The 19,778-nt window shown below is 62.3% G+C and carries 19 protein-coding genes and 1 pseudogene; 17 read left to right on the top strand and 3 right to left on the bottom strand.

Annotated elements, in window-relative coordinates:
- Positions 1-41: 41 nt before the first annotated feature.
- Both AB4O05_RS14890 and AB4O05_RS14885 read left to right on the top strand, forming a co-directional pair.
- Positions 42-1,475 (top strand): annotated as a pseudogene (locus AB4O05_RS14890) (PDC sensor domain-containing protein); the annotation flags it as partial.
- Between the two features lie 102 nt (positions 1,476-1,577).
- Positions 1,578-2,333: a methyl-accepting chemotaxis protein gene (locus AB4O05_RS14885; protein WP_460164911.1), complete on the top strand. Its 756-nt coding sequence runs from the start codon at positions 1,578-1,580 to the stop codon at positions 2,331-2,333.
- Positions 2,334-2,407: 74 nt separating this feature from the next.
- On the opposite strand, the gene AB4O05_RS14880 is transcribed toward AB4O05_RS14885, so the two are convergent.
- Together AB4O05_RS14880 and AB4O05_RS14875 are read right to left on the bottom strand one after the other, a co-directional pair.
- On the bottom strand, positions 2,408-3,856 hold the full coding sequence (locus tag AB4O05_RS14880) for an APC family permease (protein WP_460136854.1): 1,449 nt from the start codon (positions 3,854-3,856) through the stop codon (positions 2,408-2,410).
- A gap of 226 nt (positions 3,857-4,082) precedes the next feature.
- Positions 4,083-5,051, bottom strand: coding sequence for a helix-turn-helix domain-containing protein (locus AB4O05_RS14875; protein ID WP_460137580.1), 969 nt, complete (start codon positions 5,049-5,051; stop codon positions 4,083-4,085).
- A 203-nt stretch (positions 5,052-5,254) separates the two neighbouring features.
- On the opposite strand from AB4O05_RS14875, the gene AB4O05_RS14870 reads away from it, so the two are divergent.
- The 3 genes from AB4O05_RS14870 (at position 5,255) to AB4O05_RS14860 (ending at position 8,778) form a co-directional block, all read left to right on the top strand.
- The gene (locus AB4O05_RS14870; RefSeq protein ID WP_460136855.1) at positions 5,255-6,631 is read left to right on the top strand and encodes an aspartate aminotransferase family protein; all 1,377 of its coding nucleotides are present in this window, start codon (positions 5,255-5,257) and stop codon (positions 6,629-6,631) included.
- Between the two features lie 28 nt (positions 6,632-6,659).
- A complete protein-coding gene (locus AB4O05_RS14865) occupies positions 6,660-8,114 on the top strand; it encodes an aldehyde dehydrogenase family protein (protein ID WP_460136856.1) in 1,455 nt (484 codons plus the stop codon).
- Between the two features lie 100 nt (positions 8,115-8,214).
- Positions 8,215-8,778: a cytochrome b gene (locus tag AB4O05_RS14860; protein ID WP_460136857.1), complete on the top strand. Its 564-nt coding sequence runs from the start codon at positions 8,215-8,217 to the stop codon at positions 8,776-8,778.
- A gap of 74 nt (positions 8,779-8,852) precedes the next feature.
- Here the strand turns inward: AB4O05_RS14860 and AB4O05_RS14855 are convergent, their stop codons facing one another.
- Positions 8,853-10,190, bottom strand: a complete 1,338-nt coding sequence (locus AB4O05_RS14855) for an alginate export family protein (RefSeq protein ID WP_460136858.1) — start codon at positions 10,188-10,190, stop codon at positions 8,853-8,855.
- Between the two features lie 239 nt (positions 10,191-10,429).
- Between AB4O05_RS14855 and AB4O05_RS14850 the strand changes: the two genes are divergently transcribed.
- The 12 genes from AB4O05_RS14850 to AB4O05_RS14795 are packed head-to-tail and all read left to right on the top strand — an operon-like array spanning position 10,430 to position 19,715.
- A complete protein-coding gene (locus tag AB4O05_RS14850) occupies positions 10,430-10,822 on the top strand; it encodes a DUF6152 family protein (RefSeq protein ID WP_460136859.1) in 393 nt (130 codons plus the stop codon).
- A gap of 58 nt (positions 10,823-10,880) precedes the next feature.
- On the top strand, positions 10,881-11,657 hold the full coding sequence (locus tag AB4O05_RS14845) for a hypothetical protein (protein WP_460136860.1): 777 nt from the start codon (positions 10,881-10,883) through the stop codon (positions 11,655-11,657).
- Positions 11,658-11,696: 39 nt separating this feature from the next.
- Positions 11,697-13,205 (top strand): alpha/beta hydrolase domain-containing protein, encoded by a 1,509-nt coding sequence (locus tag AB4O05_RS14840; RefSeq protein WP_460136861.1) that lies wholly within the window; start codon positions 11,697-11,699, stop codon positions 13,203-13,205.
- 27 nt (positions 13,206-13,232) lie between these two features.
- The gene (locus tag AB4O05_RS14835; protein ID WP_460136862.1) at positions 13,233-13,721 is read left to right on the top strand and encodes a DUF6644 family protein; all 489 of its coding nucleotides are present in this window, start codon (positions 13,233-13,235) and stop codon (positions 13,719-13,721) included.
- Positions 13,722-13,753: 32 nt separating this feature from the next.
- Positions 13,754-14,242: a DUF6644 family protein gene (locus AB4O05_RS14830; protein WP_460136863.1), complete on the top strand. Its 489-nt coding sequence runs from the start codon at positions 13,754-13,756 to the stop codon at positions 14,240-14,242.
- Positions 14,242-15,021 (top strand): DUF6162 family protein, encoded by a 780-nt coding sequence (locus AB4O05_RS14825; RefSeq protein ID WP_460136864.1) that lies wholly within the window; start codon positions 14,242-14,244, stop codon positions 15,019-15,021. The genes AB4O05_RS14830 and AB4O05_RS14825 overlap by 1 nt, the downstream gene beginning before the upstream one ends.
- On the top strand, positions 15,018-15,950 hold the full coding sequence (locus tag AB4O05_RS14820) for a metal ABC transporter solute-binding protein, Zn/Mn family (protein WP_460136865.1): 933 nt from the start codon (positions 15,018-15,020) through the stop codon (positions 15,948-15,950). The genes AB4O05_RS14825 and AB4O05_RS14820 overlap by 4 nt, the downstream gene beginning before the upstream one ends.
- Before the next feature lie 14 nt (positions 15,951-15,964).
- Complete coding sequence (locus tag AB4O05_RS14815; protein ID WP_460136866.1) at positions 15,965-16,642, top strand: metal ABC transporter ATP-binding protein; 678 nt, start codon at positions 15,965-15,967, stop codon at positions 16,640-16,642.
- A complete protein-coding gene (locus tag AB4O05_RS14810) occupies positions 16,639-17,544 on the top strand; it encodes a metal ABC transporter permease (RefSeq protein WP_460136867.1) in 906 nt (301 codons plus the stop codon). Before AB4O05_RS14815 ends, AB4O05_RS14810 begins: the two co-directional genes overlap by 4 nt.
- Positions 17,541-18,533, top strand: a complete 993-nt coding sequence (locus AB4O05_RS14805; RefSeq protein ID WP_460136868.1) for a metal ABC transporter substrate-binding protein — start codon at positions 17,541-17,543, stop codon at positions 18,531-18,533. Before AB4O05_RS14810 ends, AB4O05_RS14805 begins: the two co-directional genes overlap by 4 nt.
- Positions 18,534-18,561: 28 nt before the next feature.
- Entirely contained in the window at positions 18,562-18,885 is a 324-nt protein-coding gene (locus AB4O05_RS14800; RefSeq protein WP_460136869.1) for a hypothetical protein, read from the top strand.
- Between the two features lie 8 nt (positions 18,886-18,893).
- Positions 18,894-19,715 carry a DUF4198 domain-containing protein gene (locus AB4O05_RS14795; RefSeq protein WP_460136870.1) on the top strand — a complete coding sequence of 274 codons (822 nt, stop codon included), beginning with the start codon at positions 18,894-18,896 and terminating at the stop codon, positions 19,713-19,715.
- Positions 19,716-19,778 lie beyond the last annotated feature (63 nt).

The following is a 19,778-nucleotide window of genomic DNA, read 5'->3' as shown; positions in this document are numbered from 1 at the left end:
CGCTAGCGTTTTTGTTTTGGTTGCACGCTGAATTTGATGCTATGCCCGCCCCACCCCCCTCGCTATCCCAAATCGGTAGCATCCGAGGTCACGCCCCAAAACAGGTCGAGGTTACAGGGGTAACTCCAGCGCTCTTGCCGATTCGGGATAGCCGCCCGAGCTGTCATCCCCGCACTCTAGGCTTACCCGTGCTATACCCGGATGCCGGCCAAGACAATAAAAACCGAGGGTTTGCTCCCCGACCCATCGCCGCCAACGCCCCCTGCAGGAAGCCCCCCGTCATGCGTCTACCTCACCTCACCCTCCAATGGCGAATCACACTGCTGAGTGGGCTCTGCCTGCTGGCTGTGGTTGGCGCGCTGATAGGCGCCTCTGCCTACCAGAATCAAACCAGTGCACAGCTGCTCAAAGAGCAGAGCGGCGAATTGCTCGGGCAGGCCGCTTTAGCGCGCTTGCAGGCCCAGGCCACGGCCCACGGCCAACAGGTGGAGCGTTTTTTCAACGAAACCGCGTTGTATGGCGAAGGGTTTGCGCAACAGGTACTGCAACTGCGCGAACAAACGCTCAATGGCCGCCTCACGGTCGCGCAACTGCGCGAAGCCTTGATCAACACCGCCCGTGAAACCCTGAAAAAGCGCGAAAAAGTCCTCGGCCTGTACGTCATCATGCTGCCGGACGCACTGGCGGGCGCCGACGCTGAGTGGCGTGGCCAGCGCGCCCTGGCCGGGAATGAAACCGGCCGCTTTGCGCTATATTGGTCGCAGAGCCAGCCAGGGCAATTGGTACAGGAGGTGCTGAGCGAGGAACAAATCGCCGCCAACACCGCGCCACCCGGCAGTGAACCGGCAAACGCCTGGTACGCCTGCCCTCAAACCCAAAAGCGGATTTGCGTGGTCGAGCCCTACACCATCGAAGTGGAAGGCCACAACGTCCTGATGAGCAGCATTTCCATCCCTCTGATCGTCGACGGCAAGACGCTCGGCGTAGTGGGCATGGACATCAGCCTCGACACCCTGCAAAAGTTGGCCGCCACCCTCGGCCAGGACCTGTACCAAGGCCACAGTGAAGTGACCATTGTGTCGTCCTCGGGCCAAGTGGCGGGACGCAGCGGCGACGTCTCGGGGGCTACGCTCGATATACGCCAGGCCGTGCAGACCGTAGCGGGCAACCCGCCCTGGCAATTGCAGTTCAAGGTCCCGCAGGCACAGGTGCAGGCACCGGCCAAACAGATGCAGCGTGAACTGGACGACAAAAGCCGTGAGTCGAACTGGCTCAACCTTGGCCTGGGCCTTCTTGCCAGCAGCCTGGGCATGCTGCTGATCTGGCTGGCCGCCTTTGGCGTGACACGCCCGTTGCTCAAGATGGCCGAGCTGCTCGAGGCGATCGTCCGAGGCGACGGCGACCTCACCCAACGCCTGCCCGCCGGGGGGCGCGACGAGTTGGGCCAACTGGCCAACGGGTTCAACGGTTTTCTGGACACCTTGCAACCGATTATTCGTGACATCCAAACCGCGTCCCTCAACACCCGCGACAGCGCCGACACCTCCTCAGGCATTGCCCGCGAAGTCAGCGCCGGCATGCAACGCCAGTACCGCGAAGTCGAGTTGGCGGCGACCGCGCTGCACGAGATGAGCGCCAGCGCCCAGGAAGTCGCGCGCCACTCCCACAGCGCCGCCGACGCCGCCACCGCCGCGGAAAGCGCGAGCCGCTCGGGGCAAGCCGTATTCTCCAGCGCCGAGCGCAGCATCGAGGCCCTCGATCAACGCCTGGAAACCACCCTCAAGCACGTCAACGCCCTGGCCAACAGCAGCAGCCAGATCGGCCAGGTCCTGGACGTGATCAGCAGCATTGCGCAACAGACCAACCTGCTCGCATTGAATGCGGCCATCGAAGCGGCGCGGGCGGGCGAACAGGGACGTGGCTTTGCGGTGGTGGCCGATGAAGTCAGGCACCTGGCCAGCAATACCCAGAGCTCGGTCGAACAGGTGCGCAGCGTGATCGAAACGCTGCAACAGCTGAGCCTTGAGGTGGTGCACAGCACCCAACTGAGCCGCGAGCAAGCCGGCGGCAGCGTGATCCAGGTACAACAGACCAGGGTGGCGCTGGAAAGTATTTCCCAGGCGGTGGATGTCATCGAACAGATGAATCAGCAGATCGCCAGCGCGGCCCTGGAGCAGAGCAGCGTGGTGGAGGACATCAGCCATCGGGTCAGCGACATCCGTGGGATCAGCGAAACCCTCGCCAGCCGCATGAACGATGCCTCGATGGCCAGCGACTCATTGCATGAAATGGCCCATCACCAACAGCAACTGGTCGGCCATTTTCGTGTGTAACGGGTAAAGCGCCTCGACCGCGTTAAAGTCGCGCGGCGGGCCAAGTCGAGCAAGCAACCGCCCCAGGACACGCCTTAAAGCTTGTGGCTGCCCAAGGCCAGGAAGCGCTCCGGCGCGGCCTTGCGCAGTCGAGCGGCGAGGACCACACCGCCCAGCAAGGCCAGCGGAATAATCGCGCAGAGGCTGTAGGACAGGCGCTGGCTGGCGCCGGTCAGCACATCGAAATGCACCACCGCCAGCACCAGCACCGCCACCAGGGCCAGGCACGAGAAACCGGGGAAAATCTGGCCTCGCCAGGCGCTCACCTTGAGTTCGGGACGACGTCGGAAGAACACCAATACCGCGGCCGACGTCAGCGCCATCAGCAGGATCACGCACAGGGTCGCCAGGTTGGACAACCAGGCAAACAGCTGCAGGATCGGATCAGCATCCATCGCAGCGAAAATCAGCACCACCACGGCCGAAATCAGGCTCTGCAACGCCGAACCCATGTGCGGGCTCTGGTGCACGCGGTGGGTGGTGCCCAACAGGCTGTGCAGCAACCCGTCACGCCCGATGGCGTAGAAGTAACGCGCGGCGGCGTTGTGGAATGCCAGCAGCCCGGCGTAGATGCTGACCATGAACAGCACGCGGATAATCTGCGTCAGGTGCGGGCCGACAAAGTGGTCAGACATGCCGTAGATAAACGTGGTCGGGTCTTGCAGGGCTTGCAGCATCGGCACGATTTTGTCGGCGCCCACCCCCACTACCATCGACCACACCGACAGTGCATAGAAACCACCGATCAGCAGCACCGAGCAATAGGTGGCAATCGGAATGGTGCGCTGCGGGTTCTTGGCTTCCTCGCCGTAGATCGTCGTGGCTTCGAAGCCGATAAAGGCCGCAAAACAGAACAGCAAGCCGATTGACGGCGTACCGCTGAACACATGGCGTTGGCTGAAGGCATCGAGGTTGATGCCGCTGTCGCCGCCGGTCTTGAGGATGGAGAAATCCAGGATCAGGATCGCCAGGTACTCGGCGATCACCACCACCGACAGCACCCGCGCCGACAGGTCGATCTTGCGATACCCAAGGATCGCAATGCTCGCCATCGCCATCAGCGAGTAAGACCACCAGGGCAACACCAGGCCGAACACGCTTTCCATGGTGCCACTGACCACCCCGCCGAACATGCCGTACAGCCCGACCTGCAGGATGTTATAGGCAAACATCGCCAACACCCCGGCGGCACCGCCCGCCAGGCCACCCAGGCCACGGGAGGTGAAGGCATAGAACCCACCGGCATTGGTCACGTGGCGCGACATGGTGGTGTAACCCACCGAAAACGCCAGCAGCACCGCCAGGGCCAGCAGCAGCAAGGCCGGGGTACCGGCGCCGTTGCCCAGCATGATGCCGATGGGGAAACCACCGGCGATCACGCTCAAGGGGCTCGCCGCCGATATCACAAAGAAGATGATGAAGCCCACACCCAGGGCGCCACGCTTGAGCTCCGTGGAGCTGTTGACCGGCATAGATACACTCATGTTGTTGACCTTATTGTATGAGGCAGTCGCTGTAGGATCGGAGCCGCCGGTTGTTCACCGCCGCCCAATGGCTTGTCGTTCTTGTTGCACACTGGCATTGATCCTATGCCTGCCCACGAACGCCCCGGTATCCCAAATCGGTAAGGCAAGCACCCACAGCGAAACACCTGCGTATCCCGAGCAGGCGATGCAGGTTATTCAAGGTCTTTTCACACGTTCTTTGTATTCAGGCACGCACGCAGGCGGCGATGGCCGCGCGGGCAGTCTGGGACGGCAGCTCCGCGAACAGCTCCTGATACTCCGCCGCAAAATGGCTCAGGTGATAGAAGCCCCACTGGGACGCGGCATCCCCAATCGAAAGGTCGGCTGCGCGGGTCGACATCAAGGTGCGACGTACGCCATTGAGCCGCACGGAGCGCAGGTAATTGAGCGGTGTTGTCTCGGCCACCGAGCGAAAGCTGTTCTGCAACGTACGCCGACTCACCTGGAGGCGTTGGCACAAGTCGATCACGCTGGGCACGTTGATCATTTCCGCGGTCGTCAGGCGGTGGCATTTCTCGACGATGAAGCTGCGCGTGGAGCTGGGGCTGCGCTGGGACTTGTCACAGGCCGGGTCGGTCATCAGTTGCAACAGCTCGCCGAGCATGGCCTGCTCCAGCGCCGCTTCACGATCGGGCGCGCTGTCGAGGTCTTCATCCGCCAGGGCCTGGGCGAACAGCGCCAGCAATCGGCGCCGCGCCTGGGCGAAACGCTGGGGAGACACCCTGATCACCGGCTGGCGCAGCAACAGGTTGAGTTCCTTCGCCGAAGCCGTTTGCTCCAGCGCCTGCTCGAACAACTCACGCTCGAAGGTAATGGACAGCAGTTCCATGCCCATCGGCATATGGAACATGAACTCCTCGCCGCCGTGCAGAAAGAACAGGCTGCTGTCATTCACTTCCCGGCCCTGCATCCGAATCGAACCTGGGACGTTGATCGGCACGGCAAAACACATTTTGCCGCGTGGGGCCACGCCGTTCTGCACGACACGCTGGTTGATCTGCTCGAGAAACAAGTGACAGCCCGGCGTCGTCAATTGCATCAGCGTGCTCTCGGCCGAGCCGGCGGTCAGTTGGCTGTAGTCCTGGTTCCACTGCTGGACGGTGGCCGCATGGACATGGACGTCTCGAAAATGGCTGATCGTTGGGTTTTTCATGGAGTTGCAAGCCTCGGCCAGAATTCTTGTTTTCATATCGCCGTCTCGTCTGATATTCGCACATAGCACACCAGCTGCAAGCTGTTTGTGGTATCGGCGCCTGCGCAGGCGTGCGCATGCCCATGTGCCAATTCGGGCTACCGGTTCGGAACTCGCCCCGGAGATGATCGGCACACTTGAATCGACATCCCAGAGAGACCGTCATGAGTGAAGCCAAATTTGAATCCCTGCACTTCGCCGATGCTCCGCAGATTACTTCCAGTACGCTGCCAGGCCCGAAAACCCGCGAAGCCCTGGCGCTGTCGGCACACACCGAGTCGATGGCACGCGGCGGCGGCCGCATGCCTATCGCCATGGACCGCGCGTTCGGCGCGACCTTCAAGGACCCGGACGGCAACACCTACATCGACCTCTCTGCCGGTGTAGGCGTGAGCAGCGTCGGCCGGTGCCACCCGAAAGTGGTGCAAGCGATCCGCGATCAATCCGAAGTGCTGATGCACGCCCTGGAAATCAACAGCACCCGCCGCACCGAACTGGCAGCCAAACTCTCTGAAATCGCGCCCGACGGTTTACGCGGCGACTGCATCACCTTCTTCACGCAAAGCGGCAGCGATGCGTTGGAAGCCGCGATCAAGTTCGCCAAACGTATCACCGGGCGTCACCAGATCATCGCCTTCCATGGCGGCTACCACGGGGTCTGGAACGCCTCGGGTGCCCTGACCACCGGCACCGCCTACCGCAAAGGCTACGGCGCGCAGATGGGCGGCGTGATTCATGCCCCCTACCCTTATGCCTACCGCTTCCCTTTCGACACCACGCACAAAAGTGCCGAACAAATTGCCGGCGAGTACGTCGACTACCTGTTGAATACCCCCTACACCGCCGCCGATGACGTGGCTGCGGTGATTGTCGAGCCGGTGCAGGGCGAAGGCGGCTACGTGCCGCCGTCCCCCGAGTTCCTGCAATTGTTGCGCCAGGCGTGCGACCGCAGCGGTACATTGCTGATCGTCGATGAAGTGCAGTCCGGCGCGGGCCGCACCGGCAAGATGTGGGCCGTGGAGCATTCCGGGGTGAAGCCCGACATGCTGACCTTCGGCAAAGGCATCGGCAGCGACCTGCCGATGGCCGGCCTGATCATGCGTTCGGACCTCGCGGCCAAGATTCCCGACGGTTCGATGCCCAACACCTTTGCCGCCAACTCACTGTCGGCGGCGGTGGCGCTGACCAACATCAGCATTCTGCAGGACCCGGAACTCGACCTGCTCAATCGCGCGCACACCCTGGGGCAGGAAGCCCAGGCCTACATCCGTGACTTCAACAGCCCGCTTGTCGGTGAAGTGCGAGGCCGCGGCCTGATGATCGGTATCGAGCTGGTCGAAGACCCCGCCACCAAGGCGCCGCTGGCACCGGAAAAAATCGGCCAGCTCATGGGTTACCTGCTCAACCACGGCGTGCTGATGATTCCGTGCGGGCGCTACAGCAACGTGATGCGTGTGATGCCCTCGTTGACGATCTCCCGCGCGCTGTTCTTCAGGGCCCTGGATGTCTTCCGCGACGCGCTGGCTTCCCTCAAGGCATGACCACTGCACATTACTTATGGACTGCACAATGACTGAGCACTTGAATCACTTCATCGCAGGCGCGACCTGCGAATCCTCCGATGGCCGTCGCATCGACCTCGTCAACCCCGTGACCGAGCAGGTGTATGGCAGCTCCGCGCGCGGCACGCCTGCGGACGTGGACCGCGCCGTGAGCGCGGCATACGCTCAGCTGGAGCATGGCGACTGGAGTCAGCTGAGCGGCGCCCAACGCGCCCGCCTGCTGCTCAAACTGGCCGATCTGGTCGAACGTGACAGCGAACTGCTGGCCGATATGGACGCCGACGCCATCGGCCGCTCGCCGATTGAACCGCGGCGCATGGACCTGCCCAACGTACTCGCCAACCTGCGCGCCGCCGGCGGTTGGGCCAACCAGCTCGAAGGTCGCACCATTCCCAGCGGCGGCTACTTCGGCACCAAGACCCTCTCGTACACAGTGCGCGAGCCCGTGGGCGTGGTCGGCGCCATCGTGCCGTGGAACTCGCCGCTGATGATCACCGTATGGAAACTCGCCGCGCTGCTGGCGGCAGGGTGCACCGTGGTGATCAAGCCTTCGGAAGAAACCCCGCAGTCGGCCCTGTACCTTGCTGCACTGGCTCAGGAAGCCGGTTTCCCGGATGGCGTGATCAACGTAGTCACCGGCTACGGCACGGAGGTCGGCCGAGCCTTGTGCGAGCACCCGCATATTTCCAAGGTCAGCTTTACCGGCAGTCCCGAGGCCGGGCGTGAAATCCAGCGCACCGCCGGGGTGCTGTTCAAGCATGTTGCCCTGGAATTGGGCGGCAAAAGCCCACAGATCGTGTTTGACGACGCCTCTTTCGATGACGCCCTGCGCGGCTGCTCGCTCGGCCTGTTCGCCAACCAGGGCCAGATTTGTGCCGCCGGTTCGCGCGTTCTGGTGCAGCGCAGCCTCGCCGATCGCTTCGCCGCCGCCCTGGCCGATGCCGCGCGCGCGGTCAAGGTGGGCGACCCTCGCCAACCCGGCGTACAGATGGGGCCAGTGGCCAAAAAGGCGCAATTGGAACGGGTGAACCGTTATATCCAACTGGGTATCGACGAAGGCGCCACGCTCCTGGCCGGCGGCGTATCGTCGCCTGAACAGGGCTGGTTCGTGCGCCCGACGATTTTCGCCAATGCCCGCAACGACATGGCGATTGCCCGTGACGAGATCTTCGGCCCCGTGGGCACCGTGATCCCGTTCGACACCGAAGCCGAGGCCATCGCACTGGCCAACGACTCCAGCTACGGCCTGGCGGCCACTGTCTGGACCGCCGACCTGGCACGCGCGCACCGCGTGGCTGCTGCGGTGAAAGCCGGCGCCGTGGGCATCAACTGCTGGAGCCCGTTGGACTCCAACCTTCCCTGGGGCGGGCTCAAGTCCAGCGGCATTGGCCGTGAAGGCGGGTTTGGCGGCGCGCTGGCCTACACCGAGGAAAAAGTCATTACCGTGCTGTTGCCCGCCTGAGAATAAAGGTTACGCCCACCACCCTTGAGACCTGAATTCGTCAAGGGTGGTATTGGACCGTGCTTTTTTCGATGCCCTGATGATCAATGAAGAGACTGCGATGAACACTCAAGAACAAGCGACAATTGATCGGTACCCTACCTCCCTGCGCCTCCTGCACTGGGTACGCGCCATCGTCATAGCCGGCCTGCTCTGGGCCGGCTGGCACATGACCGGGCTGGATGACGAAGTGGTAAGCAAATACACGCTCTACTATCCGTGGCACAAATCCTTCGGGGTGCTGGCGTTCCTGCTGGTGCTGGTGCAGATCGCCCTGCGGGTGCGTACCCCCGCACTGCCGCTGCCGCCTGTAACATTGGCCGGGCACGAGCGCTTCATGGCCCGGTTTGTACAACGCTCCATGTACGTACTGATCGTAGCCGTGCCGTTGATGGGGTACTCGATGTCGAGCACCTACACCATGAGCGACGGCGTGTTCTTCTTCGGCGTGAACCTCCCGGAGCTGCTGCCGAAAAATGACAACTGGTTCGTCGTGTTCCAATGGCTGCACAAAGTACTGGCCTACACCTTGCTGGTGCTGATCGTGCTGCATATTGTGGGCGCCCTGAAACACCGCTTTTTCGACAAAGACCCTCGCAACGATGTGCTTCGCCGCATGCTCTGATGTGAGCGAACGTCGTTAATTCAAAGGGCGCCACTGCAAGAGTGGCGCCGCTGTTCAAGCCAAGCGGTGACGCATCAGTAGGCGACCCACACAATGAACTGAAAATACGTGTTCGTTGCTGCACTCCCGCTCTGCCGGCCACCATTACCTAACCATTTGTCAGGCTTGTAGAAACCGACAAGCGGTGAAAGCGTGATGTTATCCGTCACCATCCAGTCCAGGAACAAGTCCACTTCGCCCGCGCTGTAGTCCACCTCTTGCTTGCGGGAGAGCTGGTGGTAGTCGAAGTACATGGCGTTAAGGGTCAATTTGTCCGTGGGTTTGACGGAGAACAGCACGTCGTGAATGCGCATGTTCGAGGTGACGGAACCTGCGTAGTTCACACCGACTTCCCCCTGGAGGCGCTTGCGGTAACCACCCTGGAACAGGAAGTCCCATCCTTCGGAATAACGCGAGAAACGATAACTCACGCTCGGTTGCCATTGGACATCGGCAAAGGTGTAGCCGGCGTCGAAAAACATCGCCCGCTGCGACCCTGAACGTTTTTCCTGACGCGCCACCTCGAACGCGAAATCGGCATTATCGATACCCGCATTGCCCTGGCCACGAACGCTGTAGATGTTCATGCCCTTGCGCTCCATCCGATCGCCGAAGGCATAGCGCTCCTCCACGTCCAGCCCGTGCACATAGGTCGAACCGAGCGAGCCGATGGGCGTGGTGTAGTCGATGGCGGCGGCGGCCACTTCGGTCTTGGACTGACCGGGATTGTCCGATTTCAGCCAGATCAGGCTGCTGTGGAGCCCCTCGGTGCCGCCCAGCTTCAACACGGCCGTGTTACCGAACGCCAGTCGCGGCCCCAGATAAAAGGCACCGCCGCGATCGAAGCGACCATCGACCACGCCCTCGATGGGGTTGAACGCTTTACCGGGTGAGAAGCCATCATCGGTAATCAGAAAGCCGTCCACTGTCACCAACTGCCGGCCAAAGGAGAAGTCCACGCCATCCTTGCCCAAGGCAGGAATCAGGTCGCCCGACTTCCATCCCAGGTAGGCATCCTCCACAGCGGTTCTTCTCTCCTCACCGGCGGTGTTCGCGCCACTATCCCCGTCGCCCCATGACCCGGTGCTGATCATGCTCAAACCGCCGTAGATCGAACCGGCGGTGACCTTATCGGTCTTGCCGCTCAGCCCATACTTGGCGAAGCCCTCCTGCCATCGCATCCTGCCGGGCTCGGCCTCGGGGTTGCCGAGGTAGTTTTTTTCGCTGCCAAACCAGCCAAACCCTGCCCACAGCTCGGCGTTCAGCGTCGTTGCACCATCATTTTCGTTGTACAGCTCATAGCCATGAGCCTGCGGTTCAAACGCACAAAGTGCGACCAGCGAAAGCAATGGGCCGTAAGGGGGTGTGCGCATAACGTCTCTCCTGTTTTTATATTTATGAGGCGAGCCGGCAGTGTTCAGTCTGAATGACGCAGGCGTTAACCCAAATCAGCACTTGTGAAGGGTTGATCACATGTTCTTTTTCACCCGAGCGCTTCGCCCTGGCGAGCACCATAAGAGGGCAATCAATGGTTGCCGTTTTGGGCTAGGGTCCTGCCCCGATCCACCCTATGCTGCGCCCATAAGAACGTATAAGAATCGAGGCATTCGCTATGACACTTTTGTTGTCTTCCCCACGATTACGCAAGGGGCTTGGTCTGCTGACCATCGTCGCCTGCGTCGCTTTGCCCTCGGTGGTCTCTGCCCACCATTCCTTCGCGATTTTCGACCAGAGCAAAACCATCACACTCAAGGGTGTGGTCGGGCGCTTCGTTTGGACCAATCCCCACGTCTCGATCTATTTCGATTCGCCAGGCCCCCCTCCTCAGCAATTCAAAATCGAAACCGGCAGCGTCAATGCCTTGAGCCGCACTGGCTGGAAGGCTGATTCGATCAAAGCCGGCGACGTTGCCGAGGTCACCTTCAAACCGCTGAAAAACGGTGATCCGGGCGGGCTGCTGGTGGAGATCAAGATCGGTGACGTGGTGCTGAACGGCGGCGGATGAGCCGCCACTCCCGTTCCATGGATGCCTGAACAGACCAACGTGATTGGAGACGCCCGCAATGAAATCGACCCGAACCTTGAACCCGGCAAGTCTCTTGCTGAGCGTGGTGCTCATGACCGTCACCGGGATAAGCATCGCCGCTTCAAAACCCCAGGATGGCAAGCACGCGGCGGGCACCCGCCCCGACATCAGCGGTACCTGGGAGCGAACCCCGGACGACTGGTTCGGCGAGAACCCGGACGACCCGGTGCACCCGGGCGGGCCGATGGACCTCAAACAGCCCTACGCCAGCCAATACACGGACCTCAAGAAGCGCCAGGCGGTCGCCAACGAAGCCGGTACACCGCTGGCTACCACCAGTTCCAGGTGTTTGCCCGAGGGCATGCCTGTGTTAATGGCGGCGCTCTTTCCTATTCAGATCATTCACGACGATAAGCAAGTGGTGGTGCTCGGCGAATATCTCCAGCAAGTGCGCCGCATCATCCTCAACGAAGCGATGCCCGCGCTGGATACTTTGGACCCCAGCTACCAGGGGTATTCGCGCGGCCACTGGGAGGGCGACACGCTGGTGGTGCAAACCCAGGGCGTGCGCACGGACGTGGCGTTCTACGACGTTCCCCATAGCAAGAACATGACGATCACCGAGCACATCAGACTGACTGCGCCAGACCGCCTGGAAAACAAGGTCGTGATCGAAGACCCGCAGGTACTTAACAGTCCTTATCGCTTCACGTTCGACTACAAGCGGTCCGACTATCGGATTCACGAGTACGTCTGCGAGAACAATCAGATCGTGATCGACAGCGAGGGCAAGACGAGCCTCAAGCGCGACTGACCCCATGCCCTCATCGATCCTCACACTGGAGGTGAGCGAATGGAACGACTGAGCACAATCGGCATCCTGCGGCCATCGATACAAAGCGTGTTGCTGTCGCTGTGTCTGATCTCGCATGCGCTTGCCGAGGTACCCCGGATGCCCACCGCCATTGCGGTGCCACCTTCCGGCCAACCGCCACTGTCGTCGGCCACACGTGCGGGTACCGAGTACATCGATCTCGAACGTTACGGCTACATCGAGCAGGAGTTTTACCTGCAAGGCATCGCTGCAGCGATCACCGCCGAGGGCAAAACGCTGTTCGACGCGCCTTACACCACGCGCATGCTGATTCGCCGGCCGGCGGACCCGGCGCACTTCAACGGCACCGTGGTGATCGAGCCATTCAGTTGGTTCGGCGAGCGCGCTGCCGGTTGGATCCTGACCCGCGATTACTTGCTGCGCCATGGCTACGCGTATGTCGGGTACACGTTGAACATCAACCAGCCGGCGCTCGACCCGAAGTTCATCTCGGAGACCCCGGCCGCCGAGGCCGAGCAGATCGCCCAGTATGGACGCATCGTCAACTTCGAGTTCATGCGCCGCTTCGACTATGCCCGCTATGCGCCGCTGGGTACCTATTACGATCCGCAACGCTTCATCCGTGGCCAGGCACCCGACCCGTTCGCACCGCAATCCCAGAGCATCGGTGCGCAGTTGGCGCTACTGCTCAAGAGCAATGCCCCTCAAGGCCCGCTGGCAGGCCTTGACGTGCAGCGCGTGTATGTCGACAGCTGGGCCGTTACCGCGCAGGTGTGGATGGACTACCTCGATCAGGGCCGCCATCAGCAATGGCGCATGCCCGACGGACGAGCGTTGATCGATGCCTATATGACAGGTCGCATGGCCTATGGCGAGGTGGGCGGCGACGTCGTTCGAGTGCCGCGCCGGATGCCCGAAGACGTGCCGTTCGTGACCGTCTTCAGCCAGTCGGAACTGATGCACGACGTGATCGAAGGTATCCCCCTGCCAGCGGACACCGACAGCCCCCGGCTGCGCTATTACGAAGTGACCGGCATGCCCCATCTGCGCCTGGCCGACCTCGGCACCGAGCACACCGAACATGTGGCTGCCGACATCGGCAAGGGCGATGACCCCCAATGCCGCACGCTGTACGACGAGCCGGTGGAGCTGGTGGTGTCGGCGTTGCTCGATGGCATGGACAAATGGGTGCGCCAGGGCAAGCCGATGCCAAAGGCTCCCCGGGTGGTGCGCAACGGCAACACGGCCGTGCGCGACCCCGCCACCGGCAACCTGCAAGGCGGCGTTCGCCCGCCATGGGTGCAGGTGCCAAGTGCCACCTACCTGACCGACCAGGAAACCGATTGCGGCCTGATCTACGACACCAAGGTGCCTTACTCGCGGGATGCGCTGCGCCAGCGCTATGGGAGCTTCGAGCATTACCAACAGGCCTTCGAAGACGCCAAGAACCAGTCGGTCAAGCAGGGTTATTTGCTGCCGGAAGATGCCGCCGGCCTGCGCACGATCGCGACACCTCAAGACTTCTAACCCCTTGCCCCCGCGGGAGAACAACAGATGTCATCCATACCTGTGATTACCTGGCTCTATGCCACACCGCTAAGCACCGCCATCAGGGACTTGCTCTGGGTCGTGCCCACGGTGCAGAGCATTCATATCATCGCCATCGCGGTGATCTTCGGTTCCGCCGTGATCTGCGACCTGCGCATGGCCGGCGTATTCGCCACCGACGAACCCTTGCGCGGCGTGGTGCGCCGCTACTATCCGTGGATGCGCAACGCGCTCGTCGTACTGCTCGCCACGGGCTTGATCATGGCCATCGGCGAGCCGGACCGCGTACTCGTCAATAGCACGTTCTGGCTGAAGATGGCCCTGGTCGTCGGCGCATTCACCCTGGCCTGGCGGGTGCGACGCCCCTTTCTGCGCCCCGTTGACCCCGCCCACCACACCCTCGACAAAGAACCGGTCAAGGCACTGGCATGGCTGTCGATCGCCCTGTGGTGCGCGGTGATCGTCTGCGGCCGCTGGATCGCCTACTCGATCTAAGCGTTTTCAACCCGAGCTATCAGGTATTTGTCATGGACATTCAATCAATACTGCAAGTCATAGAGGCCACCTCACTCGCCACACTGATCCGTGAGTCGGGCTCGGCCTTTCCAGCCCTGGAATCCGTGCATGTGATCGGCATCGCCCTGGTGTTCGGCAGCATCGCGGTGGTGGACCTGCGTCTGCTCGGCATTGCCTCCCATCGCCGCAGCGCGCTGCGGCTGATCCAGGAACTGCTGCCGTACACCTGGGTCGCCTTCGTGGCGTGCGTGATTACCGGCTCGCTCATGTTCGCCGCCAACGCCACCACCTATGCGCAGAACCCGGTGTTCCTGTGGAAGATGGGCGTGCTGATGCTGGCGGGCCTGAACATGGCGGTGTTCCACCTGGGCGCCTTTCGCCGCATTGACGAATGGGACACGCGCCTGCCGCCACCCGGCCAGGCGCGTGTCGCCGGGTTCAGTTCGATGGCGTTGTGGGTGGGCGTGATCTTTCTCGGCCGCTGGATCGCGTTTGTCTGATGGCATCCCTATCGCCCCCCTGGCATCGCCCCGACGGCGCACCCAGCCATGACGCCAACAGTCACGTCACGCTGGTGCGCCCGCGCTCCGGTCGCTGGGAAACCCTGGCCCTGCTGCTGGCAGCGCTGGGCGTCATCGCCAGTGTGAGCGGCTATATGCTGTTGCGGCCACAGAAGGTCGGCCCCCCCACGGTCTTGAGCTGGCAGGTGCGCTCCTTCGATGGCCTCGGCCCTGCCGATCAGGCCATCCATAGCGCGCTGTTGCCCGCCGGTGAAGAAATCATCTGGAACAACAACGATACCGGCGGCTGGATCACCCTGGAGCGTGCCCAGGAGCTTTTGCTGCCGCCCTTCTACCGGGACGCGTTCTGGAAGACCAACGGCAAGGTGCATTGGCAACTTATTCTGCCCGGCACCCACCCGTCCCATACGCTATCCGCCGACAAGCACGCCGACACCGACGGGCATGCCGACGCCGCCGTGGCCCCAGTGGACCAACCCCCCAGCGAGGTGTCGAAAGCCACCCAGGGCCAGGGCGCCACCGTCTACTACGGCACCGGCGGCAGCGCACCGGGCCAGAGCGCCTACCTGCTGGTCATCGGGCATGCTCATGCCGGGGTGATGTGGGCCAACCAGGCGACGATCTGGATCCACCCCAACCCGAATGCCCCCTACCCCGCCATCGTCAAGGCCGAGTCACTGGTTGGCGACGGCTGGCGACAGGTCATTCCTTACGACGGCACCAGCGAAATCGAACGCGTAAAAGGAACCCTGCCATGAATACCTTTGCAAAGCACCGCACGCTGTTGCGCCGTTGCCTCGCGCTGCTGTTGCTGATCCCGGCCATTGCCCTTGCCAGCACGGAACACCCTGCGGGCAAGCGCCTCAAGGTTGGCGTCACACTGCACCCCTACTACAGCTTCGTGGCCAACATTGTCGGGGACCGGGCGGATGTGATTGCGCTGATCCCGGCCGACGCGAATCCGCACAATTACCAGCCGCAACCGGACGATATCACCCGCGCGATGAACATCGATGTGCTGGTGGTCAACGGCATCGGCCACGATCAATGGGCCTTCGAGATCCTCAAGGCCGCTGGCCGCCGGGACACATTGCCGATCATCCAGGCCAATGCCTCGGTGGCGCTGATTCCTGTCAACGGCGACCAGGGCGACGTCAAAGTGGTGAATCCGCATACGTTCGTCTCCACCACCGCCGCCATCCAACAGGTGTTCGAGATCGCCCGTCGCCTGGGGGAGCTGGACCCGGACAACGCCGCAGCCTATCGCCACAACGCCCTGGCCTATGCCGGACGGATCAGAGCACTCAGGGCGCGCTTCATGACCCGGTTTGCCGCGCTGGATCTTTCGACGTTTCGTTGCGCGACGTTGCATGGTGGTTATGACTACATGATGCAGGAGTTTGGTTTGTTCGTGAGTGCGGTGATTGAACCGCGTCACGGCGTGGCCCCCACCGCGCGCCAGCTGGCCACTACCATCGACACCATCAAGAAAGCCAACGTCCGGGTGCTTTTCGCCGAGAAAAACTTTTCCCTGGACCTGGCCAAACCCATCGAGGCCGCCACCGGCGTGAAGGTCTTCAGCTTGTCGCACATCACCGGCAGCGCCTACAGCGCGGATGAGTTCGAGGTGGCCATGGGCGAAAACCTCGAGACCCTTGCCGAAGCTGTCGAGTTCACACAGCCATGAAGGGGGCACTTGCGATGCGCGGACCTGCGGTGGTTTTCGATAACGTCTCACTGCAATTGGGCGGCACCCAGGTGCTCGACCAGGTGAGCTTCAGGGTGCAAGCCGGTGCACTGCACTGCCTGGTCGGCCCCAACGGCGGTGGCAAGACCTCGCTGGTGCGGGCGCTGCTGGGGCAGATGCCGCACTCAGGGACCATCCGCCTCGAGGGCGTCGCCAAGCCGCTGGGCTATGTGCCTCAACTGCTGGATTTCGACCGCAACGTGCCAATGACGGTCAACGATGTGATGGCGCTGCTCGGTCAACGCCGCCCGGCCTTCCTGGGCGCGAACCGCCGCGCGAAGGCGGCGCATGCCGAGGCCCTGGCGCGTACCGGTGTTGCCGGCATGGGCGCCAAACCTTTTGGCAGCCTGTCCGGCGGCCAGCGCCAGCGCGTGTTGCTGGCCCAGGCGATCAGCCCCGCGCCGTGGCTGCTGATCCTCGATGAACCCACCGCAGGTATCGACGAAGCGGGGGTGCGCCTGGTGGAAGCACTTGTGGCCGAGTTGCACGGCAGCGGCGTCACCGTGCTCTGGATCAACCACGACCTCGAACAGGTCAGGCGCATCGCACAGTCCGTGACCGTTATCAACCAACGGGTGCTGTTTCATGGCCCTGCCGATCAGATCGACAGCAGACTGGAGAATCTGCGATGAATGCCTTGTATGACTTCATACGCGACCACCTGCAGGCACTCGCCGCCAGCCAGATACTGCCGCAACCGTTCGAATACGAATTCGTGATCAATGCGCTGATGTGCGCAATGCTCATCGGGCCGTTGCTGGGCGTGCTGGGCTCGATGGTCATGATCAAGCGCATGGCGTTCTTCAGCCAGTCCGTGGGCAATGCGGCGATGACCGGAGTTGCCATCGGCGTGCTGATCGGCGAGTCCTACACCTCGCCTTATCTGTCGATGTTCGGCTTCTGCCTGTTGTTTGCGCTGACACTCAAATACACGCAACACCGCACAACGCTGGCCAACGACACGCTGATCGGTGTGTTCCTGTCCATTTCGCTTGCCGTCGGCGCCTCGTTGCTGTTGTTCGTCTCGGCGAAGATCAACACCCACGTCATGGAAAGCGTGTTGTTCGGCTCCATCCTGGCCGTGGACCACACCGATATGAACGTACTGCTGGGCGTCACGCTCATTTGCGCGCTCATCGGGCTGCCTCTGTACAACGGCATGTTGCTGTCCAGCCTCAACCCGAGCTTGGCTCATGCGCGTGGCGTGCGGGTACGCAGTGTCGAATACGTGTTCGTGGTGTTGGTCACGCTGGTGACGGTGGCCTGCCTGAAGATCATCGGCGCGGTGCTGGTCGAGGCGCTGTTGCTGATACCCGCGGCGGCGGCGCGCAATGTCACGCGCTCCCTTCCCGCGCTGGTCGCGCTCGCCGTGGTGATCGCAACGTTCTCCTGCGTGGTCGGCATCCTGGCGCCCATGCAATTGCACATCCCGGTGCCGACCGGCGGCGCGATCGTGCTGGTCGCCGCGCTGGTATTCATCACCACTACCCTCATCCGCGCCACCTCACCGCGCTTCAGAGGGGCCAGCGTATGAAAGGGTTTTGTCTGTCACTGACAGTGCTGGCATGGCTGCTGGGGGCACCGCTCCCGGCCTCTGCCGACACCGACCACCCGCGAGTGCTGGTTGCACTGCCGGCGGTCTACGCACTCACCTCGGCACTCACCGAAGGCACACAGATCGATGCCGTGCGCCTGCCGCCAGATATGCCAGTGCCCATGGAGAGCCTGGCCAACGCGCTGTCGCGTCTTGACCCGGCGCTGTTCCAGCAGGCCGACGCCGTGGTGACCCTGGGCAATCTCTGGCGAGCGGACCCGCTCTATGCGACCGCACGTCGCCACAACCTGCGGATCATCGAGATCGACGCCTCGCGCTCATGGGAGGCTATCAAGCCCGGTGTGGCCGTGGTGCGCGTGCCGTCGAACGACGTACCCTGGGCGATGTCGGGTCACGTCGATGGCGGCCCATCGCCCTACGCCTGGCTGGGGCCGGTGAACGGTATGCGCATGTCAGCGCTGATCGCCGCCGACCTGGCACGCCTGTCGCCCGCCGATGCGCCTCGCATAGAGCGCAACCTCGCCACCCTTGAAAGCCGCTTGCGCCAACTGAAGGCCGAGTACGGCGCCCGGATGGTGGCGCTGCCAGATGTGCGCGTGCTGTCGCTGGCCAACGAGTTCATCTACCTGTTCGGCGAATTCGGCGTCTTCGTCGACGGCTGGTTCGTGCGCCAGGACATCGACTGGAGCGACGCCGACCGCGCCGCACTCACCCAATACCTGCGCGAGCGTGACATTCGCGTGGTGGTCCACAAGTGGGCGCCGAACGAAAAAATCGCCAAGGCCATCAGCAATGCCGGCGCGCGCCTGCTGATCCTGGACACGGGCAACCCGGGAATACTCGCCGACTCGGCGATCAGCTACGAGGCCCTGTTGCGCTCAAATCTGGATGCACTGCTGGCGGCCTTCCCCGCGCCTGACCACCTCGCGGCAAAAGCCAGCGGCGCTGCGCAGGTGCCGGCTCAATGATGACTTCGACCAAGGAGACTCACCCGTTATGAAACCTCTAGGCTCAGCGCACTGGCCACTGATGGCCGGCGCTCTTTTATTCGGTCAGGCCGCCTTCGCCCATGGCCCCGTCTTCGATTGCTACATCGAGCACGCTGACGAGGTGAAATGCGAAGCCGGTTTCACCGATGGCAGCTCGGCCGCCGGGCGAAAAATTCAGGTCCGCGACATGAGCAACAAGGTGTTGCTTGAAGGCAGCGTCGGCCAGGACAGCACCTATTCGTTTCAAGCCCCGGCGGGCACCTACTCCGTGATATTCCTCGGCGGAGAGGGCCATGAAACCACGATTCAATCTGCCGATATTGCAAGGTGAGACCGACCATGATGATCAACCGACTTTCCCAGGCCTTTGTCACCGCGACCGCGCTGTGCCTGGCCGGTGTGGCACAGGCGCACTTCCAGGTGCTCTACGTCGACGACACCGCCTTGCAGCGTGCACAACCCCTGGAGTTCGCGGCCGTGTTCACGCACCCCTTCACCGGGAGCCCGACCATGGCCATGGGCAAGCCCCTCGCCTTCACCCACATCGGCGCCCACGGCGGGGAGAAAACCGACCTGCTCAAATACTTGCGCCCGGTGCAATGGCAGAGCCGCGAAAACCGCGCGACCGCCTATCGCGCATCCATTCCACGGGAGTTGATGCGCGCGATGGGTGACCATATTTTCGTACTCGAACCCGAGCCCTACCTGGAAGCTGAGGAAGGCCTGTACATCCAGCAATTCACCAAACTGATCGTCAACGTCGGTGGCGTTCCCGGTGACTGGTCAGAACCCCAGGGACTGCCGGTGGAAATCCAGCCGCTGAGCAAACCTTATGCAAACTGGACCGGCGGTGTGTTCCGTGCGCGGGTACTGGCCGACGGTAAGCCGGTGCCGTTCGCCAAGGTAGAAATCGAATACCTGAACAACGCCGTCGACCTCAACAATAATGCGTTCGGCCCTGAACCCTATGTAAAGGCGCCCCAACCTTCGTTCAACGTGACGAGCACTTATACAGATGACCTCGGCATCGTCACCCTCGGCCTGCCACGGGCTGGCTGGTGGGGTATCGCCGCGCTCGACATTGGTACGACGAAAACACATAAAGGCAAACCCCTGTCGCAAGACGCCGTTCTTTGGGTACAGGCCAGAGACATGAAGTGACGTAGGGGTAGCCTGGGCTTATCCGCGCTGGGCGGTTAAGCCCGCCTTCATGCGGTTCGTCCG

It is taken from the genome of Pseudomonas sp. S1_G07, from assembly GCF_054668565.1.
The sequence above is the reverse complement of the archived record's forward strand: the minus strand, read 5'-3'. Positions and strand labels throughout refer to the sequence as shown.